This window comes from Bartonella sp. AP150HLJHH, from assembly GCF_042196385.1.
GTDB lineage: Bacteria > Pseudomonadota > Alphaproteobacteria > Rhizobiales > Rhizobiaceae > Bartonella.
The window spans coordinates 23,460-44,502 of the sequence record NZ_JBHIQC010000010.1 but is presented as its reverse complement, the minus strand read 5'-3'; the positions used below and the strand labels follow the sequence as shown (position 1 = coordinate 44,502).

The following is a 21,043-nucleotide window of genomic DNA, read 5'->3' as shown; positions in this document are numbered from 1 at the left end:
CTAGAAATCCGTTTCTTGAGCGTTTTTTATCGCCTCACTTCTCCTTCAAACACAAATACTCAAAAATGCTTTGCCACCAACAATGACATTTTCCTGCTTTTATAAAACACATAAGTAAAAATAGAGAAGCGATTTTGAAAGCAACCCTACCTTGAAAAGGGAATTACCATCCATTTACTTCCTAAACGAAAATAATCTCACCGTTTATTCAAATTTGCTCTACGATTTGGTACAATTTTATTGATAAAGTTTTCTCTATAAAAATTTAAGTAAATATGTTCGTTAAAACCAATCATGGACTAGCAAAGGGGTTATAGGATCCATTATCTCGCCGCCATTTTAAAGGTTCAGTGAAATCACTCGACCAAAGACCAATCTTGTTGCCACGTGCTTTTTCTTCCGCATGATGATACTGGGATGGAATAGGATTTTTCCCCTCTTTTGAGAGTACCAACATACCTTCTTTAAGACCTTCCTCAGCTAAATCAACCCCTTGAACAAAACATTGCGCATAATAAACACCATTGTGCATCAAAGCCTGTTTACAGGATAAATCCTGCCCAAGTGTTTTGGTGACAAGCCAAGCCGTTGTAACCGCACCACAGGGCCATTCTTGATCATTTAATCTTGCTTTTTGACGGGGTGCACATGTGTCCACACCATAAAGATGAATATCACGGGAGATATGTGAGCGCCAAGATTGTGCAGCAGGCGTCAGTAATTTAAATGTAGCCCCACTTGTAACAGAAGCCTTACCATGAAAAACAACAGCATTATTTGCAACATCATTTAATGAAACACTCTTCTGCAAATCGAGAGCTGGTTCATTTTTTTCTAATTGCTGTTTGGTGATAGATCTACCCAACTTTTTTTCTTCTCGATAGAGATCGACAATATCTTGGATATCTTGCATCTCAAATGTTTTAAGAATGCTGAAATCCATTTTATCTTTATATTGGCTTAATCCCCACACCGTAGCCCCCATAATGTAAATAATAACAATCAATTTAAATAGCATCTCTTAACACGCTCGCTCAAAAAATTCGTTTTTTTCCTATCATGTCAGATTATTGATCAGCAATCCCCTTGTTTTTAAAGAAAAAATCCAAATATAAGTGTTGCAGATTAACTACATTTTGTAAAGAATGATATTCTTTCTTTCATTATTTTAATATTGTTATTTTTACCAATATACACAACTTAAAATTGCCATTTTCATGTAACACAATCTCAATTTGAAAAGACTTCTGTCTCTTTACGAAGAAGAGCTTGAGAGTGAACAGATCCACGATCAAGGCTTTTAAAACAAACAAACGAGAAGAATTAAACTGTCATCAAATGACAGCACTTTCCAGTTTGTTAGAGGCAATGGAATGTCGACATATGAACAAATATTATTTGTTAAAGAGAGGTAAAATGACAGATAATAGATTCCAAAACATCATTTTTATCGTGACCATGCTGCTTTTTACCGCATTGCTTGTATCAGATCCTTCTTATGCTGCTTCTACTGCTGGTGGAGGTGGTTTCGGGAAGCTCGATGGTGTTTTAGGCAACATTGTCGCAATGATGACGGGTCCAACGGCAAGACTCATTGCTATTATATGTGTTGCTGCTGTGGGGATTGGTTGGATGTACGGCTTTATTGATTTACGCAAAGCAGCTTACTGTGTTCTGGGGATTGCTATTGTTTTTGGTGCTCCCACTCTCGTCGGTAAATTAGCGGGCACAACATAAATGAATGAAGATACTCTTTTCCTTGCCTGTACGCGCCCGGCCATGTTTGCTGGTGTTACAATGGAAGCGATGGCGCTCAATGTCATGGCGACATCCATTCTTTTCATTTTGACCAGTGATTTTACCATGTTTGGTCTTGGGATTGGGATGCACTTTATTTTGCGAGAAGTGACAAAGTACGATCACAATCAATTTCGCGTATTGTTTGCATGGCTCAATACCCGAGGAAAACAAAAAAACCTCAACCGATGGGGAGGAGGTTCTACCTCCCCTTTACGCCTTATCCGCACCTATAAGGAACTAAGCTGAAGGAACGAAATTGGTGAAACAGATGTCAATAATGAAACGGGAAACTTTGCCTGAAGAATATATTCCCTATATACGCTACATCAACCAACATGTCGTTGCTTTAAATTCACGATGTTTAATGGTTGTGATGGCTGTTGAGGGTATAAATTTTGACACTGCGGATATTGATCAATTAAATTCTTTACACAACCAATTAAACACCCTTTTAAAAAATATCGCAGACGAACGGCTTGCTTTATATTCTCACATCATCCGCCGCCGTGAAACGATATACCCAGAAGGTCATTTTCTTTCATCTTTTGCAACAACATTAGATGAAAAATATAAAAAGAAAATGGTTTCGCAAGAACTGTATAGAAATGATCTATTTATTTCACTGCTTTGGAATCCGGCCGCGGATAAAACAGAAAAGCTGGTTTCATTTTTTCAGCGCTTGAGCAAAGCCAAGAAAACACAATCTGAGCCCGATGAGGAAGCTATTCGTAAACTCGAAGAGTTAAGTCAAGATCTTATGCAAGGTTTGGAAGAATATGAAGTTCGTCTGCTATCCATCTATGAACATGAAGGACTTTTATTTGCCGAACAAAGTGAATTTCTCCACCAGCTAGTGGGGGGAAGACGTGAGCGTATTCCTCTCACATTTGGAACTATTGCTTCAACAATTTACTCGGATCGTGTTATTTTTGGGAAAGAAATTATCGAAATTCGCCATGAAAGCAATGAACGCTTTGTGGGCATGTTTGGATGGAAAGAGTATCCTTCTAAAACACGCCCAGGTATGACTGATGGTCTGCTTACGGTGCCATTTGAATTCATCTTAACACAATCCTTTGTCTTTAAAAGTAAGGCAGCCGCCAGTGCGATTATGAGCCGCAAACAAAATCAAATGATCAATGCAGCTGACCGTGCTAGCTCACAAATCGATGCACTGGATGAAGCGCTAGATGATTTAGAATCAAACCGTTTTGTTTTGGGAGAACACCACATTTCTTTAGCTGTTTTTGCTGATCATCCTAAAATATTGTCTGAAAACTTATCAAAAGCACGTTCCCATTTAACCAATGGAGGAGCCGTGATTGCCAGAGAAGATTTAGGATTGGAAGCAGCATGGTGGGCACAGCTTCCTGGAAACTTTAGCTATCGTGCACGTTCAGGCGCCATTACCAGCAGAAATTTTGCCGCTTTATCGCCCTTCCATTCTTTCCCTGTTGGAAAACTGAACGATAATGTTTGGGGAGCTGCTGTCGCATTGCTAAAAACACAGGCTGGTTCACCTTACTATTTTAATTTTCATTATGGCGATCTTGGAAACACATTTGTTTGTGGTCCATCAGGATCTGGTAAAACAGTGATTGTTAATTTTCTTCTTGCACAATTACAAAAACACAATCCAACAATGGTTTTTTTTGATAAAGATCAAGGAGCAGAGATTTTTGTACGGGCTGGAGGAGGGAAATACAAACCTTTAAAAAATGGGCAGCCCACGGGTATTGCTCCCTTAAAGGGCATGGAATACACCGAAAAAAATAAAATCTTTCTTCGTAATTGGATCTTAAAGCTGGTGACTGCTGAAGGGCAAATCGTAACAGAAGAAGAGCGACAAGATATCGCCAAAGCCATTGATTCCTTAGAAAACTTACCCCCAACCCAGCGCTCTCTTGGTGCCCTTCAACTGTTTTTTGACAACACATCCAAAGAAGGAATTGCCATACGGCTGCAACGCTGGATTAGAGGCAATGATTTAGGATGGGTTTTTGATAATGACCAAGATGATCTCAATTTAAATGCGCAGTTCATTGGATATGACATGACCGATTTCTTAGATAATGAAGAAATTCGGCGCCCCTTAATGATGTATCTTTTTCACCGCATTCTTGATTTGATTGATGGGCGACGTATCATTATCGTCGTTGATGAATTCTGGAAAGCTTTAGAAGATGATTCATTCAAAGCTTTTGCGCAAGATCGGCTAAAAACAATCCGTAAACAAAATGGCATGATGCTCTTTGCAACACAAAGCCCTAAAGATGCTTTGAACTCAACAATCGCACACACAATTATTGAGCAATGCCCCACCCAAATATTTTTTCCAAATCAAAAAGCAAATTACAATGATTATGTCGAAGCTTTCAAACTTACTGAGCGTGAATTTGAACTGATACAGTCAGAGTTAAGCAGAGAATCCCGTCGTTTTCTCATCAAACAAGGACAAAGTTCCGTCGTTGCAGAACTTAACTTACGTGGAATGAATGATGAGATCGCCGTTTTAAGCGGCACAACAAAAAACATTGAACTCATGAATGAAATTATCAACGAATATGGAGCTGCCCCTGACAAATGGCTGCCCATATTTTATCAAAGGAGAAAAAATCAATGAAAAAATATGGCTTAGTTACACTGTTATCTTTTTCTTTTATTTCTCATGCAATAGCGCAAACAACACCCGATGTAGATGAATATTATAAACAAGCACTCGAGAACACACAAAAATTAGATGCTGCAAAATCAGAAACAGCTGAAAACATTTATAAAAGCGCAACTGAAACTGCAAATAAAATCAAAGAAATAAATCATCAATTTGAAAATATTCAATCAAAAAAAGACACTAAGCCTGAAGAATTGCAAGCCCTTCAACAAGAGCTTCAAATAAAACTTTCTCTTCTTCAAGCCGATCTTCAAGTGAATTCTTTAAAACTTCAGTCTCTTGATATGATTCAAGCAAGAGATACGAAGACAAAAGATGAGCTACGTGAAGAAAAGGAACAAAAAAAGCATAAATATCTTGAGGCACAATTAAAAGAAAAAGAAAAACAATTAAAAGAAAAACTTGAAAGTACAAGTACAAATGTCAGACTTTAGTTTTTCTCCCTTTGAAAGCGTTTCTGGGTATATTTTAAAACCCCTTGATAATGTGATGGACACGACGGTGAGTGGGCTGTCTTCTGCTATTTCAGCGCCCTTAAATCTCGCCGCAATCATTTTTATCTTTCTTTATGGCTATAATGTTATGACAGGTCGCGTTGCGCTTTCCATGCATAGTCTTCTCAATAATGTTGTTAAAATCGTTGTTGTTACAACAATGGCAACGAATGCGGATACATTTAATACTTATGTCAAGGATATTTTCTTCAATGATTTATCCAATGCTATTGGGAATGCGCTTAACAGTAATCCTGCAAGCTCCAATGTTTTTGATTATATTTTGTTAAAAGCAAGTTCGCGTTATCAAGAAGTCTTATATAATGCTTGGTTTTTTGAAAAGATCATTGTGGGTCTTCTTGGTTCTATCATGCTTCTCGCGGTTATTCTTTTTTGTATAGGTGGTTTTATTGTGCAAATGTTTGCACAAGTTGCACTCGTCATGATTATAGGTCTTGGGCCTCTATTCATTAGTTTGTATTTGTTCAATGCAACGCGAAAATACTCCGATGCATGGATTACAACTTTGATCAATTTTACCATTTTACAAGTTCTCGTAATCATGCTTGGAACTATTATATGTCAAGTTATCCTACAGGTTCTCAAAGTTTCATATGAATCAATTTATGTTCTTTTTCCCCCTGTCATCGTCATTTCGATCATAGGAGTTATTATCTTCCGTGCGCTTCCTGGTATTGCAACAGCGCTGGCCTCTGGCGGACCATACTTTAACGCTGGTGTCTCTTCAGGAGGACAGATTTTTACAATGCTTTCCAATGGTGCAAGAGCGAGTGGCAATGCAGTAAAAAGTGCCACTTCACAAATCTCAGGAGCTGCCGGTAACGCTGTTAGAAGTGCGGCAGGGGCGGCAGCAAAAGCAGGTAAATCCGGAGGCGGTCGTGGTCGATTTTAAGATAAAGCACCTTTTTAAAAGAATAAGCATTTTTGTTTTTGCCTTGTGTGCGCCCTTTGGCGCACACGCCATGATCCTGTTTCAGATAAGATCTAACATCTTGGGTCTAACAACAAAACCAATCAAAATCTTGCATCACATAAACTTGTAAAAATGTTCAGAACAAAGGCTCTCATGCATTGTATTCCAAGATATTTGTGAGTTCAAAAAATGAAACGAAAAATAACTTTTGTTATGGTCCTAACAATCGCTCTTACTGGTTGTGCCTCTTTGAGTGGCCCTAAAAAACCACCACGCTGTAATGGCAAACATACACGCGCTTTAAATAAAGATAAGTGGAATTGGGACAATAAAAACATTGTCTACCCAGAAAAGAGCGTAAAGCCTGTTACCACTCCCATCATTCTCAATACTTTGGAAAGTGAAAAAGTAACAGCCAATTCAGCTTTATTAAAGCCGGTTATTCATGAAGCACGATCTGATAAAACTGTGGAGGTTATGCGTGAAAAGTGATGCCCTTGAAGAATATATAAAAGAAGCGCGCTCATTTGACATTGATCGCATGCATAGCATGCGTGTGCGGATGAAAATCTCCATGGCTTTAACAGTGCTTTTTGGATTGATGACAATTGCGCTGGCTTTAGCTGTCGCAGCTTTGACGCCTTTGAAAACAGTAGAGCCTTTTGTTATCCGCGTTGATAACTCAACAGGCATTATTGACACTGTAAGCGCCCTAAAAGAATCCCCTAACGACTATGATGAAGCGATAACGCGTTATTTTGCCAGCCAATACGTTCGCGCTCGTGAAGGTTTTCAAGCATCAGAAGCAGAAAACAATTTTCGCTTAGTCTCTCTTTTATCTTCTCCAAAAGAACAAAACCGTTTTGCAAAATGGTACGCGGGCAATAATCCAGAAAGTCCGCAAAACATTTATCATAACATGATTGCTACGATCACAATCAAATCAATCTCTTTTATAAGTAAAGATCTTATCCAAGTTCGTTACTATAAAACGATCAGAGACTTGAATGAAAAAGAAAATATTTCCCATTGGATTTCAATCTTAAATTTTTCCTACGTGAACGCACACATTTCAACGTCTGATCGTCTTATCAACCCTCTTGGTTTTCAAGTATCGGAATATAGATCTGATCCAGAGGTGATAAAATGATCAGACTTTTACAAACAATCTCTTTAATTTTTACGATCACTGTCAGCTTGCACACAGTTCTCTCACTTGCGGAAACAGCGCCTGTCAGTGCACGTAAAGATAACCGCATCAGATTTGTCAATTATGACCCCTACAACGTCGTACAAATCATTGGCTCCATTCGCTCTTCGGTTCAACTAGAATTTGCCGTTGATGAAGAAGTAACCTATGTAGGAATTGGAAATTCGGTTGCTTGGCAAGTTGCACCGGCTGGACACTTTGTTTTTCTCAAACCACGTGAAGTTCAGCCTGTGACAAATTTACAAATTGTCACAAGCCGCCAAGATGGAACACAACGCTCTTATCAATTCGAGCTACAAGTCCGTGAAGGCGATGTTTCAGCCGGCAATGAGACGTATTTCTTGGTAAAGTTTCGTTATCCAGAAGATGAAGCCTTACGTAAGAAATTAGCCGAAGCAGAAAAAGAAAAACAACGTGAAGAAAACTTTGTCAATGATATTTTAAATATCCATGAAGATTTTGGACCACGCAATTGGGCTTATGAAGCTCAAGGCTCATCTCTTATTGAACCTGCTTCTGTCTATGATAATGGGAAAACAACAACCTTTACCTTTTTAGGCAACATTGAAATCCCTGCCATTTACATTGTATCGCCTGATGGGCAAGAAGCGCTTATTCCCAAATCGATTAAAGGCAACAAGGTTATTGTTCATGCAACAGCTGCACAATTCACGCTACGACGTGGGAATGAAGTATTGTGCATCTTTAACAAAAGGTTCGTACCAAAAGGAATTAATCCTGAAACAGGTACGACATCACCATCTGTACAACGTAAAGTGAACCTAGGAAGCAGCCATGAATAACACCGTGGATGAAAAAAGCATTAATGATCGCGATACAATAAAAAATGCTCAAGGGAAAAGTCAACAAAACAATGTGGGGAAAGCTATTGCTCTTATTATTCTTTTCAGTGTCTGTCTTTATTTAGCCTATTCAACACTTGTTACAGACAAAAAGCAACCAATTGAATCTTCAAAAGAAGGAAAAGTTATAAAACAAACAGAGCTTTTTCATCCTGCAAAGCCTACCCCTCCCCCCTTTGAACAGCCTCAACGAAATAACGCTCTATTACCAAAAGTCGAGCTACCAACACCAAACATCAATCAATTAAATTCTGATGACTCACTGCTGGAGGCAGCACAACGTGCTCCTGTATTAGCTTATGCAAGTACACAACAAGGCAAAATAGATTCACAAACAAATAATGGTGCTTTGCCTCACCAACTTGAAAGCAAACCTGATGAAACGACACAACGTTTTAATCATCTTCTCAAACCCACAGTGCTTGAAGGTATTCGTGCTTCAACCCTTGGCAATCGAAACTACATCATCGCGATGGGAACTTCTATTCCTTGTATTTTAGAAACAGCCATCAACAGTGATCAACAAGGTTTTGCCAGTTGTATCATCTCCAGAGATATCTTATCAGACAATGGTCGTGTTGTGCTTCTTGATAAAGGCACCCAAATTGTTGGTGAATATCGCGCCGGATTGAAAAAAGGCCAAACACGTCTCTTTGTACTATGGAATAGAGCAAAAACCCCCAATGGTATCATTATATCTTTAGCTTCACCGGCAACGGATGCTTTAGGGCGTTCTGGTATGGATGGAGATATTGATAACCATTGGCTCGAGAGGATTGGGTCTGCGCTTCTTGTCTCACTAATAAAAGATGCAACACACTATGCCAATAAACGTTTATCAAAAAAACAGGAAAAAGAAGAAACTGAAACAATCTCTTCAGGACAAAACATCGCAAACATTCTCGTAGAAAATTACGCCAATATTCCTCCAACATTATCCAAAAACCAAGGGGAAATGGTGAATATCTTTGTTGCCCGCGATTTAGATTTTTCCAGCGTTTATAAATTGAAAGTCATCGAAAACAAAAAACAGATTATCAATCGAGCTGTTTCAAGAAACTTTTACAAAAATTCGGCGGTAACTTTAGAATGAACTCAAACTTACATACCATGAGCGATGAAACCGTTGCGATTGTTCTCACAAAACTTGAACCCATCAGTGCTTTTTTGAAAGATGATAGACTCTTTGAAATTGTTATCAATCGTCCCTATCAAGTCATGACTGAAGGATTTGATGGATGGAAAACAATAGAAGCACCGAGGCTCTCTTTTAATGAGCTTATGGGGATTGCGAAAGTTGTCGCCTCCTATTCCAAGCAAAACATATCGGACAAAAACCCAATATTATCTGCAACGCTACCAGGCAATGAGCGCATTCAAATTGTCATTCCGCCGGCTGTCGAAAAAGACACGATTAGTATGACAATTCGTAAACCATCATCGCAGAGTTTTTCTCTCGAAGAACTCGCCAAGAAAGGCCTCTTCTCGCTCTGTGAACAGGTCTCTTTCACACCTTTGAATGACTATCATTCTCGTTTTAATGAACTCAAAATCATCGAGCATAAATTAGCCAATGCCTACTGTAATAAAGACTTTGTCTCTTTTTTAAATCAAGCTGTAGAATGCCAGAAAAATATTTTAATTGCGGGAAAAACCGGTTCGGGTAAAACAACATTATCAAAAGCATTAATCGCCAAAATCCCTCAAGAAGAGCGTATTATCACCATTGAAGACACGCAAGAATTGGTGATACCACACCCTAACCATGTCTCAATGTTCTATTCAAAAGATGGACAAGGCTTAGCCTCCGTTGGGCCCAAAGAGTTACTTGAATCATCTTTACGGATGCGTCCTGATCGTATTCTTTTGCAAGAACTTCGAGATGGTACAGCCTTTTATTATATCCGCAATGTCAATTCAGGCCATCCAGGTTCCATTACGACGGTTCACGCATCAACAGCACTTGCAGCCTTTGAGCAGATGACCCTTTTGGTCAAAGAAAGTGAAGGCGGTGGTGATTTAGAGCGTGATGATATTCGAGGCCTGTTGATTTCAATGATTGATATCATCATCCAATGCAAACGGATTGAAGGAAAATTTAAGGTCACAGAAATTTATTACGATCCCTTCAAACAACGAAACATCTTTGGAGGTGACTAAAAGAAGATCACACCGGCTGCCAAAGGCTCTTTTAAAGCAACAATTGCAAATAAGAGAAAAAATGCATGAAAACCAACGAAACAGAAATAGAGAAAATCTTTTATCGATGACAGAGGAAGAATTAAAAAAACGCCGTGAAGCCGTTGAAGCAGCCATCAGCACCCATACGATAGAGGGAATAGCGCTTCATCCTACAACACTCAAAATTTTAGAAGAATACGCAAAGGGGAATATTTCACTCGAGGAATTTAACACTCTTATGGACAACGTAAAATTATAAGGAAGCTGCGATGCCAAAAGCAAAAGCAAAGACAAAAAATATACAGACAGTTTCTCCCCATCATTATGTCTACCCAAACACCACAACACTCAAAAATAAATATGGAATAAAAGACTTAAAATCCTTTCTGGAGAAATGCTCACATGATACAGCAGAAGCAATGGTTAATCTGCGTGAATCCCCCGTACCAGAAAAGTTTGATAGCTCCTATCTATGCTCTATACATCACCACTTATTTAAAAATACCTTTGAATGGGCTGGATATCTGCGCCATCTCCCCTTTACATTTGAAGATGGCACCATAGCCGCTATGCCCGAAATGAAAAGAACAGGATGGGAAAATCCTTTTGCACTCGGCGATGAAATCCAAGACGGTTTACAAAAATTAGATCAAACGCTTGCCGAAAAAGATAATTTGCAAGGCTTAACGCGTGAGAAATTTAACGCTGAAGCAATAAGCTTATTTAACGCCCTTAACCAACTTCATCCTTTTAGAGAAGGCAATGGACGTACACAACGGGTCTTTTTTGAAAATCTTGCCAAAGCCGCAGGGCATCAGCTTGATTTTTCACTTGTTACAAAAGAACGCATGATGCTCGCCAGTGTTGCTGTAGCAGAAAATGGTGATCTAGAACCAATGCAACATCTGTTTGAAGATATCTCTAATCCCAATAAAATACTTCTTTTAAAGGAATTCATGAGCAACATGAAAGAACTTGGGCGCAATGTTAATGATCGTCCTGTTATGGTTGCAAAAGAAGGTGAAACCTACACAGGTACCTATAGGGGTGCTGGTTATGATAGCTTTGCTTTCAATGTGAAAGGCGCTTACATCATCGGCAATAAAGAACAGCTCACGCCAGAACAACTCAAAACATTAAAACCTGGTGATAGATTTACCTTTACCGTTCCCAAAACAAAAAAGCTTGAAAGCATTCTCATTCCAGAAGAAAGATTAGCCCCTTTGACAGAAAATGAAACGGCCCAAATGGTTGCAGAAGATTCTTGTGTCCACGCAAGCCTAAAACAGGTTCAGCAATTGTCAAAAATTGTTTATGGTAACGAAAAAACATTAAACAAACAGATGGTAGAAATCATCAAAAATCCAAGCTTAGGCCAACAGCTCGCTAACCAGATTGAAAGAGCACCGCACTCTATTTCTCATCTTGCCGGTTTCAGTTTATGTGGACTACAAAACCAGACACGTGCAAACGCTAAAAATCATCTTGAGATGCTCTGTACTGCCGTTGCAAATTTCGCGTATGCTGTAAAACATGCTGAAAAGGAAATTACGCAAGAACATGCAACAGAACAAAGTCGTCGTGCAAAAACGGTAGAAATGCCAAGTCAAAGCTTGCAAGACCTCTTCGCCTTGCCAAAAGAATTACAACAAGAAGCTTTAACAAAAAATCCTTTATGTCAAAAAGAGCTCAGCAACTTTGTAAAAAAGATCAACACCCGTCTCTCACCAAATGAACATAAAGCAGTTCAAAATAATGATTATGAAACATTGGCTCAAAGCATTGGTGTATCAGAAAATAAAGCCAAACAAATTACACAAATTATTAAGCAAACCAAAGAAGTACACCAGCAAGCACAAGTATGCACAATGCACCGTTCCAAAGCATTCGCTATGGCCTGCTAAGAATAGACAAAACCTTCCTCCTTAATGAGAAAGGCTCATAAGCGAAAACTGTTTGGCGTTATCTGCACCTTTGCAAAAAGAGATGAGAGTTCATATCACACAACGGGAAAAGAGCACTTCGCAACATATTCTGACAGAATTGAAAGTAAAATACAATGAAATATACCAAAACACAAATGGTACTCATTTTAACACCGATCGCTTTAGGTGCTTTAACGATATTCCTTGTCCCTCATTTTTTATTGTTTATAACAAATGGACTAAAAAGCGATCAAATTTATTGGACACTTCGTTCTGAGCCTTTATTAGTCTTAGCACTAACGGCTGCTGTTTCATTGTTGTATAGTCTCTCGCAAAAACTGCACCTGCGTAAAATGATCACTTTTGTCTCCGTTGTCTTTTTTGGAACAACCGCTCTTTACTATATTAGTGGTGAAATAAAACGTTTAAGTCCCTATGTTGGCCAACAAGGAATAACATGGGGCTATGCTCTTCAATTCATGGACCCCATGGTTGTTTTTGGCATCATCATTGGTGTTTTTTTTTCCATCATTCAATTCGTAACAACCCTTCCCCCTAAAAGTAAGGTCAAGCGTGCAAAAAAAGGTATTTTTGGTGAGGCCGCTTGGATGAATTTAAGAGAGGCAGCAAAAATCTTTCCTGCCAATGGGCAAATTGTTGTGGGTGAAAGATACCGTGTCGATCAAGATAATGTGTGCAACATTCCCTTTGCACCTGGCAATAAAACAACATGGGGAAAGGGTGGAACAGCCCCTTTGCTAACCTTTAATCTTGATTTTGGTTCAACTCATATGATCTTTTTTGCTGGTTCTGGTGGCTATAAAACAACAAGTACAGTAGTTCCCACGTGTTTAACCTATCCAGGGTCTATTATTTGTCTTGATCCTTCAACAGAAGTTGCCCCAATGGTCAAATTTGCGCGTCAAAAAATGGGAAATAGAAATGTCATTGTTCTCGATCCCAACTCATTGTTAACAAAAAACTTTAATGTCATCGATTGGCTTTTAGACGACAGCGTACCACGCACACAACGCGAAGCAAATATTGTAAGCTTTTCAAAGTTGCTTCTTACAGATAAAAAATCAGATAATTCTTCAGCGGAATATTTCTCAACACAAGCCCATAATCTATTAACAGCTCTTCTTGCTCATGTTGTATTTTCTGATGAATATGAAGACAGCGAGCGCAATTTAAAAACATTGCGTGGTATTCTCTCTCAATCAGAAACAGCTGTTGTTAATCAATTACGCATGATTCAAGAAACAACACCTTCTCCTTTTATTCGTGAAATGGTTGGTATTTTTACAGAAATGGCAGAGCAAACCTTTTCAGGGGTTTATACCACCGCCTCAAAAGACACCCAATGGCTTTCTTTATCCAATTATGCAGATCTTGTCTGCGGAGATGATTTTTTTTCCTCAGATATTACCAATGGCAATACAGATGTTTTTCTCAATCTCCCCGCAAGCATTTTAAACAGTTATCCAGCTATTGGACGTGTGATTATTGGCGCCTTTCTCAATGCCATGGTTACAGCAGACGGTAACTATAAAAAGCGTGTTTTATTTGTCTTAGATGAAGTTGATCTTTTAGGCTATATGAATATTTTAGAAGAAGCCCGCGACCGTGGACGTAAATACGGTACATCCTTGATGCTCTTCTATCAATCCTCAGGCCAGTTGGTCAACCACTTTGGAGAAGCAGGAGCACGTTCATGGTTTGAAAGTTGTTCCTTTGTCAGCTATGCTGCCATTAAAGATCTCCAAACTGCCAAAGACATTTCAGAACGCTGTGGCCAAATGACCGTTGAAGTAACCGGAACAAACAAATCAAGAGGTTTATCTTTAGGAAAGAGTTCATACAACGTCAATTACCAACAAAGAGCCCTGATTTTACCCCACGAAGTTATTCAAGAAATGCGTCAAGATGAACAAATTATTCTGATGCAAGGACAACCCCCTTTACGTTGTGGTCGAGCGATCTATTTTAGAAGAAAAGAAATGTTAGCCGCAGCTGCAAAAAACCGCTTTGCTCCACAAAAGAAAAACTAAAAAACACCCTCTAATGGAGGCAATGCATCAAAACAAAAACATCAAAGGATAAAAGCAGAGATTCTATCTCATAAAAGCCTATAAAGAAGGAATTCCCGCTTGATACAACAAGAAAAATATGGGGAAAAGTCTTTAAATGATGGTATTATGCCTGTGCTTACCAATGCCAATTTTCTTTATAAAGCACTCTCCTCATCTCCAAATAATAAATACCAATCATATCTATGCCTTGAGAATCCTATCAGGAAACTTTTGAAGGCACCGCTTTTATAGGGAAATTTTTCTACAAAAAAATTAAAAGACAATATGCATGAAAACAACCCAAATGAACCATTCTCTCTCAGTAAAAGAAAAAAATGCCAAGATAAAGATTGATACACTCAAAAACACCTACGAATTTGAGGGATTTTTTCCTCACCCAAGTCTCAACATCTCAAAACAATATGCGTGGGGGATTTTCAAACAAAAAGTTTAACACACTCTCATAGACAATGTAACATTATAAGGAATGTAACAATGCCCAAAGCAAAAGAAAAAACAAAAGGAATTCCCTCACCCCATAATTATATCTATCTTGGTACCCAAATTCTCAAAAATAGATATGGAGAAACAGATTTAAAACGTTTTCTGGAAAAATGCTCACATGATAGGCAAAAAGCCATGATCAATCTGCGTGCAGAACCCCTGCCAGAATATTTTAATTCAACTTATCTATGCCATATCCACCAACAATTGTTTAAAAATACCTTTGTATGGGCTGGACATCTGCGCCATATCCCCTTCGCATTTACAGACGATAGCATTGCCGCCATGCCAGAAATGAAAAGAATGGAATGGGGCAATAATTTTGCAACCGGTGAAGAAATCCCTGAACTCTTACAAAAATTAGATCAAACGCTTGCCGAAAAAGACAATTTGCAAGGCTTAACACGCGAAGAATTTGTCAAGGAAGCAACGAGTCTATTTTATTCTCTTCACAAAATCCACCCATTCATAGATGGCAATGAGCACACAGAACAAGTCTTTTTTGAAAATCTTGCCAAAGCTGCAGGACATCAGCTTGACTTTTCGCTTGTCACACAAAAACGTATGATGGCTGCCTGTAGCGAAGCAATGCAATATAGCAATACACAACTGTTGAAAGATCTTTTTGAGGATATCTCCAATCCCCCCAAAATACGTCTTTTAAAAGAATTTATGGACCACGTAAACAATACGGGACGCAACGTGGATGATCGCCTTGTTATGGCAACAAAGGCAGGAGAAACCTATATAGGAACTTATAAAGGTTGTTATTCAGAAAGTTTTATACTCGATATGCAAGGAACTTACATCATTGGTAGCAAAGATGATCTCACACCAGAACGATTAAAAACACTAAAACCTGGTGATATCATTACCTTTACCGCCCCCAACAGCAAAGAGCTTGAAAACACGCTTATTCCAAAAGAAACATTAGCGCCTCTCACAAAAAGTGAATGTGCCAAAACAGTTGCGCTAGATAGTTACGTTCTCAAAGCTCAAAAGCAAGTCCGAGCTTACGCAAAAACTGTTTATGGTGACGCAAACGTATTAAACGAACAGATAGAAGAGATTATTAAAAATCCAGAATTAGGCAGACAGTTTGCTAATCAGATTAAACAGGCACCGCACTCTGTTTCTCCTCTTGCAGGTTTTAGTATATGCGGTCTACAAAATCCGGCACGTGTACACGCTCGAAATTATCTTGATGTGCTCTCTCTTGCAATTGAGAATTATGTGTATACTGTAGAAGCTACCTATAATATAGTCACTCGAGACCATAAAATTAAACAAGAACGCCTTGGAAAAGCGGTAGAGAATCCCAGTCAAAACTTGCAAAATATTTTTGCTTTATCACCGGAAAAACAAAGAGAAATCTTGTCTCAATCTCCTCAATTATACCAAGAGCTCCGTACTTTTATAAACAGTTTAGAACATCGTCTCTCATCAAACGAATGTAGTGCGATCACAAACAAAGATTATGAAACACTTGCACAAAGTATTGGTATATCAGAACAGAAAGCACGAGAAATTACCGACATTGTTCAAAAAGCAAGGAACGCTCATAGCCAATTCTACACACGCACACAAAATCGTTCAAATACACTTGCTATGGCCAACTAAAAAATATGAAACTTTGTTTTTTTGATTTAAACACCTATGTGGAAGAGATATTTTAATATTCTTATCATACATGCAAAAAACAGACTACTTAAGCGCCCTACCACCAATTTTGCACATAGCATATACACCATATCCAAAGCAATTGGACAGGATAATTGTTAATTCCTTTTAAACGTCATGATTACTACCGACGAAAGCTACAAAAGCCTATTTTATTTGTCTTAGATGGAGTCGATTTTCGTGGTTATATGAATATTTTAAAAAGAGCACTCATTTTACCCCACGAAGTTATCCGAGAAATGCGTCAAGATGAACAAATTATTCTGATGCAAGGCTCCCCTTCGCGATGTGGTTGCGCCATCTATTTCAGAAGGAAAGAAATGTTAGCCGCAGCTGCAAAAAACCGCTTTGCTCCCAAAGCTTTTTGTTTATAATTTATCCCCTACAAACAAGCAAAAACATTTCACAACGCTAATCACCAATATCAAGACTTAAAAAAAACGGTTGATCTTTGAGACAACAACTCTCAAAACACCTACACTCAAGAACATCGATTTTTCCCAAAAAATATTTAAGATATACATCAAAATGAATAAATCATTCTTATACAAGCTTTTCCCCCTTTACGATATCATAAAGTGTTCTATTTTAATGATAAAGCGCTGAAAAAGGCTTTTCTCCCCAACCAAAGAAAGGGTTTCCTCTCTTATGGATCTTAAAGCAGCGCAATATAATAAGAGCAACAATACAAAAATAAAAAACATTTTGTTGCAAAAATACACAAAAGAGATGTTCGTATGGCAAGATATTCATATGGAACAATAAGAAAAACATAATGGAGAAAAATTTTTGATGACTGCTTTTGCCCATAGATTCACCAATCTGAGAGCTGTGTATGAAAAGTACCAGCACCATCCGCTAACCAAGAGCGATTACACCCGCGATATCCACGCTCCTCATCAAAGCGCTCTTGCAAACAACTTTGTTAAAGGAAAAAAACAATTTTAAGCAACATTTTTCTTTTGACCTCTTCCTTACACCTCAAAAAACGAAGATTTTACCCAGAGTCAATTTATAGAAAATCCATTTTCTGACTACTTATGGGATTCATATCAGCGTCCTAAATACCAGCATTTTACAGTACAAGATAATAAACAAAGGAAACATCAGAAAAGCTTTTCAAAAGCATCACAAAACGATTGATACATCCCATACACTGGAGGGAAAAGTGCTCCCTCTCATAACAACCAAAATCTCAAAAGAATACGCGAAGGGGAATTTTTCACATGCAGCGTTTAAGACGCTCATCAACCATCACCCTACCTACTTAGGAGAGATTACATGTTAGAGCAAAATTATCTATATAAAGGAACCAAAACACTCAAAAATAAATATGGCATCAAAAACCCTAAAAAACTGTATCAACGCTGTGCTCATGATACAGCCAGAGAAGCGGTCAATTTTCGCCATGAACCACCCCCACAAAAATTTGATGCTTCCTATCTAAAACTAATCCATTGGAGCCTCTTCCACGAAACTTTTGAATGGGCAGGCCACACCCGTGATACATCCTTTACATTTGAAGACGGCACCTCTGCCCATATGCCAGCGATGCGTCCCAAAGGTTATGAAATTCCTTTTGCTATCGGTCCACAGATTAAAAAAGAACTCACACAACTCGAAAAAATACTGAACCAGAAGAACAATTTAAAAGGTTTATCGCGCCAAGAATTTGCTGAAAGTGCCGCTGAAGTTTTTATGGCGCTAGAGCACGCACATCCTTTTAGAAAAGGGAATGGGCGCGTCAATCGAATGTTTATGGAAAAACTTGGACAAGCAGCAGGGCATACCATTGACTTTTCTTTCATCACAAAAGAACGCATGGCAGTAGCTTGTATTGAAGCCATGCAATATGGCAATCCCCAACCGATGAAAGATCTTTTTGAAGATATCACCCATCCGCAAAAATCCCTTGTTTTAAAAGAATTCATCTCCCAAATGAGAAACGCTGGACTGGATGAAATTAACGATCGTGTTGTTGTTGCAGCAAAGGAAGATGTAACCTATGAAGGCGTCTTTAGAGGTTTTTCAGCAGAAGGTTTTGTCATGGAAATAGAAGGGGCTTTCGTCGTCGGACACAAAGATGATCTCACCCCAGAACTCGTCAAAACATTACAAAACGGTGCCCGCCTCTGCTTTCAAAAAACCAACGTTCAAAGCTTAAAAGAAACACTGATCCCAAAAGAAACATTAGCCCCTCTTACCCATGAAGAGTTATTTGAAAGGATTTCAAATGACGCTTATGTTGAAGGGAGCCGAAAAGAAATCGAAAATTTATCAAAGACTGTTTATGGTAAAACCCACGCCTTAAAGACAACATTAGATATCATAACGGCAGCTCCAAACTTAGGAAATCAGTTTGCCGATGAAACTTTACAAAACCCTCAATCAATTTCTAAATTTGCTGGGAGTAAAATACTTGGCATGAAAAGTTCAAATCGCAGACAAGCCGAACAGGCTGTTCCACAACTCAGCCAAGCCCTTAAAAATTATGGCGCAATAACACAACAAACAAAAGATGCAATTCTAGAGCAACACCAAAGAGAACAAAATCGCCTGAACCACACTGTCGAAAAACCTGGAAAAAATTTACAAAACCTTTTTGCCTTACCAGAAGAACAACAAAGGGAAGCTTTATTCCATTCTCGTTCACTGCGACAAGAACTCCATACCTTTTCACGACAACTACACAATCGTCTATCCTCAGAAGATCGTAAAGCCATACAAGAAAAAGATTATACCAGACTAGCTTGCCTCCTTGGGACATCGGAAAGCAAAGCAAAAGAAATTGCGAATACTGTAAAGAACACCCAAGAAGCACAATGCCAAGCTCGCAGCTTGAAAGTTAGTCGTTCCTCATCGCTGGCTCTTACCGGCTAAAAACGCGTGAACTTTTGCCTTCCAACAAAACTCTTTATACCAATCATTTTATCTCCATTGCGCCCACCAATTGTTTTAAAATGTTACAAAAGATAGTCCTAAAAATGAATCCTATAATTTACTATAACTTATTGATAATATTTCATAAAAAAACTGTATAAAAGACATAAATATCCATTACATATCAATATGAATAGCGCGAAGTCTTTGGAGACCATTCAGTTTGATATTCTTCTTTTGTCTTAAAAAATATCAAAAAGTGGGAAATGCGCCAAAGAGGTTTTCTAAAAATATTGAAAGGAAACAGCCATGAAAAAAAGTCACCCACAACCAGCCCCCCAGAACCCACAACCCCAGAGCCAAGCCCCCCTTTACGCAAAAGTTAATAAACCACCCAAAGAACAGCGCAACCCACAACAATATACACTTCAACAACCACCAGAAACGGTCTTTGCTCCCCAAAAGCCACTTGACCAACAAAAACTAGGAGCTTCTAATGTAGAAGACCTCTACGCAAAAGTTAATAAGCCACCCAAAGAACAGCGCACCTCACCTCAATATACACTTCAACAACCACCAGAAACGGTTTATGCTCCCAAAAAGCCACTTGACCAACAAAACCTAGGAGCTTCTAATGTAGAAGACCTCTACGCAAAAGTTAATAAGCCACCCAAAGAACAGCGCACCTCACCTCAATATACACTTCAACAACCATCAGAAACGGCCTATGCTCCCCAAAAGCCACTAGGAAATCCCTATGACAGACTTGGTGGGAGACCGAGTGATGGGCGACGCACCGACGGACTCGTAAACCCCTATTCAATAACGGATCTGGCGGCGCAAGGTTGGCAAACACCCTACGACACAGTTGGTGGAGGTGCGCAGGGTGGACGACATCCCCATGAACCAGAACATCTCTATGCAGAGCTTGACTTTAGTGAACGTGGTGAGCACTCTCCCCAAAGACCTCTCGAATCTGTCTATACAACGGTTGGCATGGGAGCTGAAGGTGGGCAAGAATCCCAACAACTAGAAAATCCCATCTATCAAGGCGTTGGAGGAAGAAAAATCTCCCCTCCCAGAACCCCAAAAGATGTGGTTACAACAAAGCTTTTAAAAAACGTAGACTTTCAATATGGTGTAAGAGAAATCCAAGAGCGATGCAGAGTTGTTTATAAAAACGAGCATGCTTTGAATGGACCACTTGCGAAGATCCTTGATGATCCTCAGGGTGCAGAAAAAGTCTTATTGGAGCTTGCAGAAAATCCTGAAAGCGCTGGTAAGCTTGCAGGTCACAAAATACTTGGTGTAAAATCTCCAAGCCGCAGAGAAGCTGAAGAGAGTTTTGCTCCCCTTTGCTCAGCTCTTGAAAGACATATACATAATACACAAAAGCTCCATAAACAGTTTACACGGGAGCAGGAAAGAGAAAGAAGTCAAAGACACGAAAGTCCAGAAAGAGACCCAGAACACAGACATCACCACCATCATCATCACGCAAGAGGACGAGAACACAATAGTCCAGAGCACAGCCCACAACGACAAAGACATGGAGAAAAAGGAATGGCTTTTGCCATGTAAGTGGACATAAACGTAAAAACAGATCAATTTTTGTTTTTCGTTTAATCACTTTTTCAGTGAGTTTCTTGGCGCAAATCGTTTCATCGGGATTGCGCCAAGAGTTGTTTTAGAATGTTACAAAAAATAGTTCTAAAAGTGGATCCTGTAATTTATTGTAACTTATTGATAAAATTTCATAAAAAAACTGTATAAAAGACATAAATGTTCATTACATATCAATATTGAATAGCGCAAAATCTTTGGCGGTC

At 38.9% G+C, this 21,043-nt stretch carries 18 protein-coding genes and 1 pseudogene; 18 read left to right on the top strand and 1 reads right to left on the bottom strand.

The features are described from left to right. Positions 1-292: 292 nt before the first annotated feature. Positions 293-1,018: a hypothetical protein gene (locus ACFING_RS05715; protein WP_375630155.1), complete on the bottom strand. Its 726-nt coding sequence runs from the start codon at positions 1,016-1,018 to the stop codon at positions 293-295. Between the two features lie 398 nt (positions 1,019-1,416). Here ACFING_RS05715 and ACFING_RS05710 point away from each other — a divergent pair, with 398 nt between their 5' ends. From ACFING_RS05710 to ACFING_RS05625, 18 genes and pseudogenes are all read left to right on the top strand, one after another. Further along, the gene (locus ACFING_RS05710) at positions 1,417-1,737 is read left to right on the top strand and encodes a TrbC/VirB2 family protein (RefSeq protein ID WP_375610628.1); all 321 of its coding nucleotides are present in this window, start codon (positions 1,417-1,419) and stop codon (positions 1,735-1,737) included. Continuing rightward, positions 1,738-2,046: a type IV secretion system protein VirB3 gene (locus ACFING_RS05705; protein WP_212112790.1), complete on the top strand. Its 309-nt coding sequence runs from the start codon at positions 1,738-1,740 to the stop codon at positions 2,044-2,046. A 22-nt stretch (positions 2,047-2,068) separates the two neighbouring features. Next, a complete protein-coding gene (locus ACFING_RS05700) occupies positions 2,069-4,423 on the top strand; it encodes a VirB4 family type IV secretion/conjugal transfer ATPase (protein ID WP_375612194.1) in 2,355 nt (784 codons plus the stop codon). Then, the gene (locus tag ACFING_RS05695; protein ID WP_375630154.1) at positions 4,420-4,905 is read left to right on the top strand and encodes a type IV secretion system protein VirB5; all 486 of its coding nucleotides are present in this window, start codon (positions 4,420-4,422) and stop codon (positions 4,903-4,905) included. Before ACFING_RS05700 ends, ACFING_RS05695 begins: the two co-directional genes overlap by 4 nt. After that, complete coding sequence (locus tag ACFING_RS05690) at positions 4,892-5,878, top strand: type IV secretion system protein (protein WP_375610597.1); 987 nt, start codon at positions 4,892-4,894, stop codon at positions 5,876-5,878. The genes ACFING_RS05695 and ACFING_RS05690 overlap by 14 nt, the downstream gene beginning before the upstream one ends. 210 nt (positions 5,879-6,088) lie before the next feature. Further along, positions 6,089-6,391 (top strand): type IV secretion system protein VirB7, encoded by a 303-nt coding sequence (locus tag ACFING_RS05685; RefSeq protein WP_375610598.1) that lies wholly within the window; start codon positions 6,089-6,091, stop codon positions 6,389-6,391. After that, on the top strand, positions 6,345-7,049 hold the full coding sequence (locus ACFING_RS05680; RefSeq protein ID WP_375610599.1) for a virB8 family protein: 705 nt from the start codon (positions 6,345-6,347) through the stop codon (positions 7,047-7,049). Before ACFING_RS05685 ends, ACFING_RS05680 begins: the two co-directional genes overlap by 47 nt. After that, complete coding sequence (virB9, locus tag ACFING_RS05675) at positions 7,046-7,912, top strand: P-type conjugative transfer protein VirB9 (protein ID WP_375621532.1); 867 nt, start codon at positions 7,046-7,048, stop codon at positions 7,910-7,912. Before ACFING_RS05680 ends, virB9 begins: the two co-directional genes overlap by 4 nt. Then, positions 7,905-9,065 carry a type IV secretion system protein VirB10 gene (gene virB10 / locus ACFING_RS05670; RefSeq protein ID WP_375612191.1) on the top strand — a complete coding sequence of 387 codons (1,161 nt, stop codon included), beginning with the start codon at positions 7,905-7,907 and terminating at the stop codon, positions 9,063-9,065. Before virB9 ends, virB10 begins: the two co-directional genes overlap by 8 nt. After that, entirely contained in the window at positions 9,062-10,132 is a 1,071-nt protein-coding gene (gene virB11, locus ACFING_RS05665) for a P-type DNA transfer ATPase VirB11 (RefSeq protein WP_375630153.1), read from the top strand. The genes virB10 and virB11 overlap by 4 nt, the downstream gene beginning before the upstream one ends. Positions 10,133-10,193: 61 nt before the next feature. Then, positions 10,194-10,412, top strand: a complete 219-nt coding sequence (locus tag ACFING_RS05660; RefSeq protein WP_375621556.1) for an antitoxin VbhA family protein — start codon at positions 10,194-10,196, stop codon at positions 10,410-10,412. A 10-nt stretch (positions 10,413-10,422) separates the two neighbouring features. Beyond that, positions 10,423-12,057 carry a BID domain-containing T4SS effector gene (locus ACFING_RS05655; RefSeq protein WP_375630152.1) on the top strand — a complete coding sequence of 545 codons (1,635 nt, stop codon included), beginning with the start codon at positions 10,423-10,425 and terminating at the stop codon, positions 12,055-12,057. Between the two features lie 155 nt (positions 12,058-12,212). Then, on the top strand, positions 12,213-14,129 hold the full coding sequence (gene traG, locus ACFING_RS05650; RefSeq protein WP_375630151.1) for a Ti-type conjugative transfer system protein TraG: 1,917 nt from the start codon (positions 12,213-12,215) through the stop codon (positions 14,127-14,129). Positions 14,130-14,645: 516 nt separating this feature from the next. Next, complete coding sequence (locus ACFING_RS05645; RefSeq protein ID WP_375630150.1) at positions 14,646-16,274, top strand: BID domain-containing T4SS effector; 1,629 nt, start codon at positions 14,646-14,648, stop codon at positions 16,272-16,274. 248 nt (positions 16,275-16,522) lie between these two features. Then, positions 16,523-16,708 (top strand): annotated as a pseudogene (locus ACFING_RS05640) (type IV secretory system conjugative DNA transfer family protein); the annotation flags it as partial. Between the two features lie 418 nt (positions 16,709-17,126). Then, positions 17,127-17,282 (top strand): hypothetical protein, encoded by a 156-nt coding sequence (locus ACFING_RS05635; RefSeq protein ID WP_375630149.1) that lies wholly within the window; start codon positions 17,127-17,129, stop codon positions 17,280-17,282. A gap of 333 nt (positions 17,283-17,615) precedes the next feature. Continuing rightward, positions 17,616-19,214, top strand: coding sequence for a BID domain-containing T4SS effector (locus tag ACFING_RS05630; protein ID WP_375630148.1), 1,599 nt, complete (start codon positions 17,616-17,618; stop codon positions 19,212-19,214). 309 nt (positions 19,215-19,523) lie between these two features. Then, positions 19,524-20,795 (top strand): BID domain-containing T4SS effector, encoded by a 1,272-nt coding sequence (locus tag ACFING_RS05625; protein WP_375630147.1) that lies wholly within the window; start codon positions 19,524-19,526, stop codon positions 20,793-20,795. The last annotated feature ends 248 nt before the right edge of the window (positions 20,796-21,043 follow it).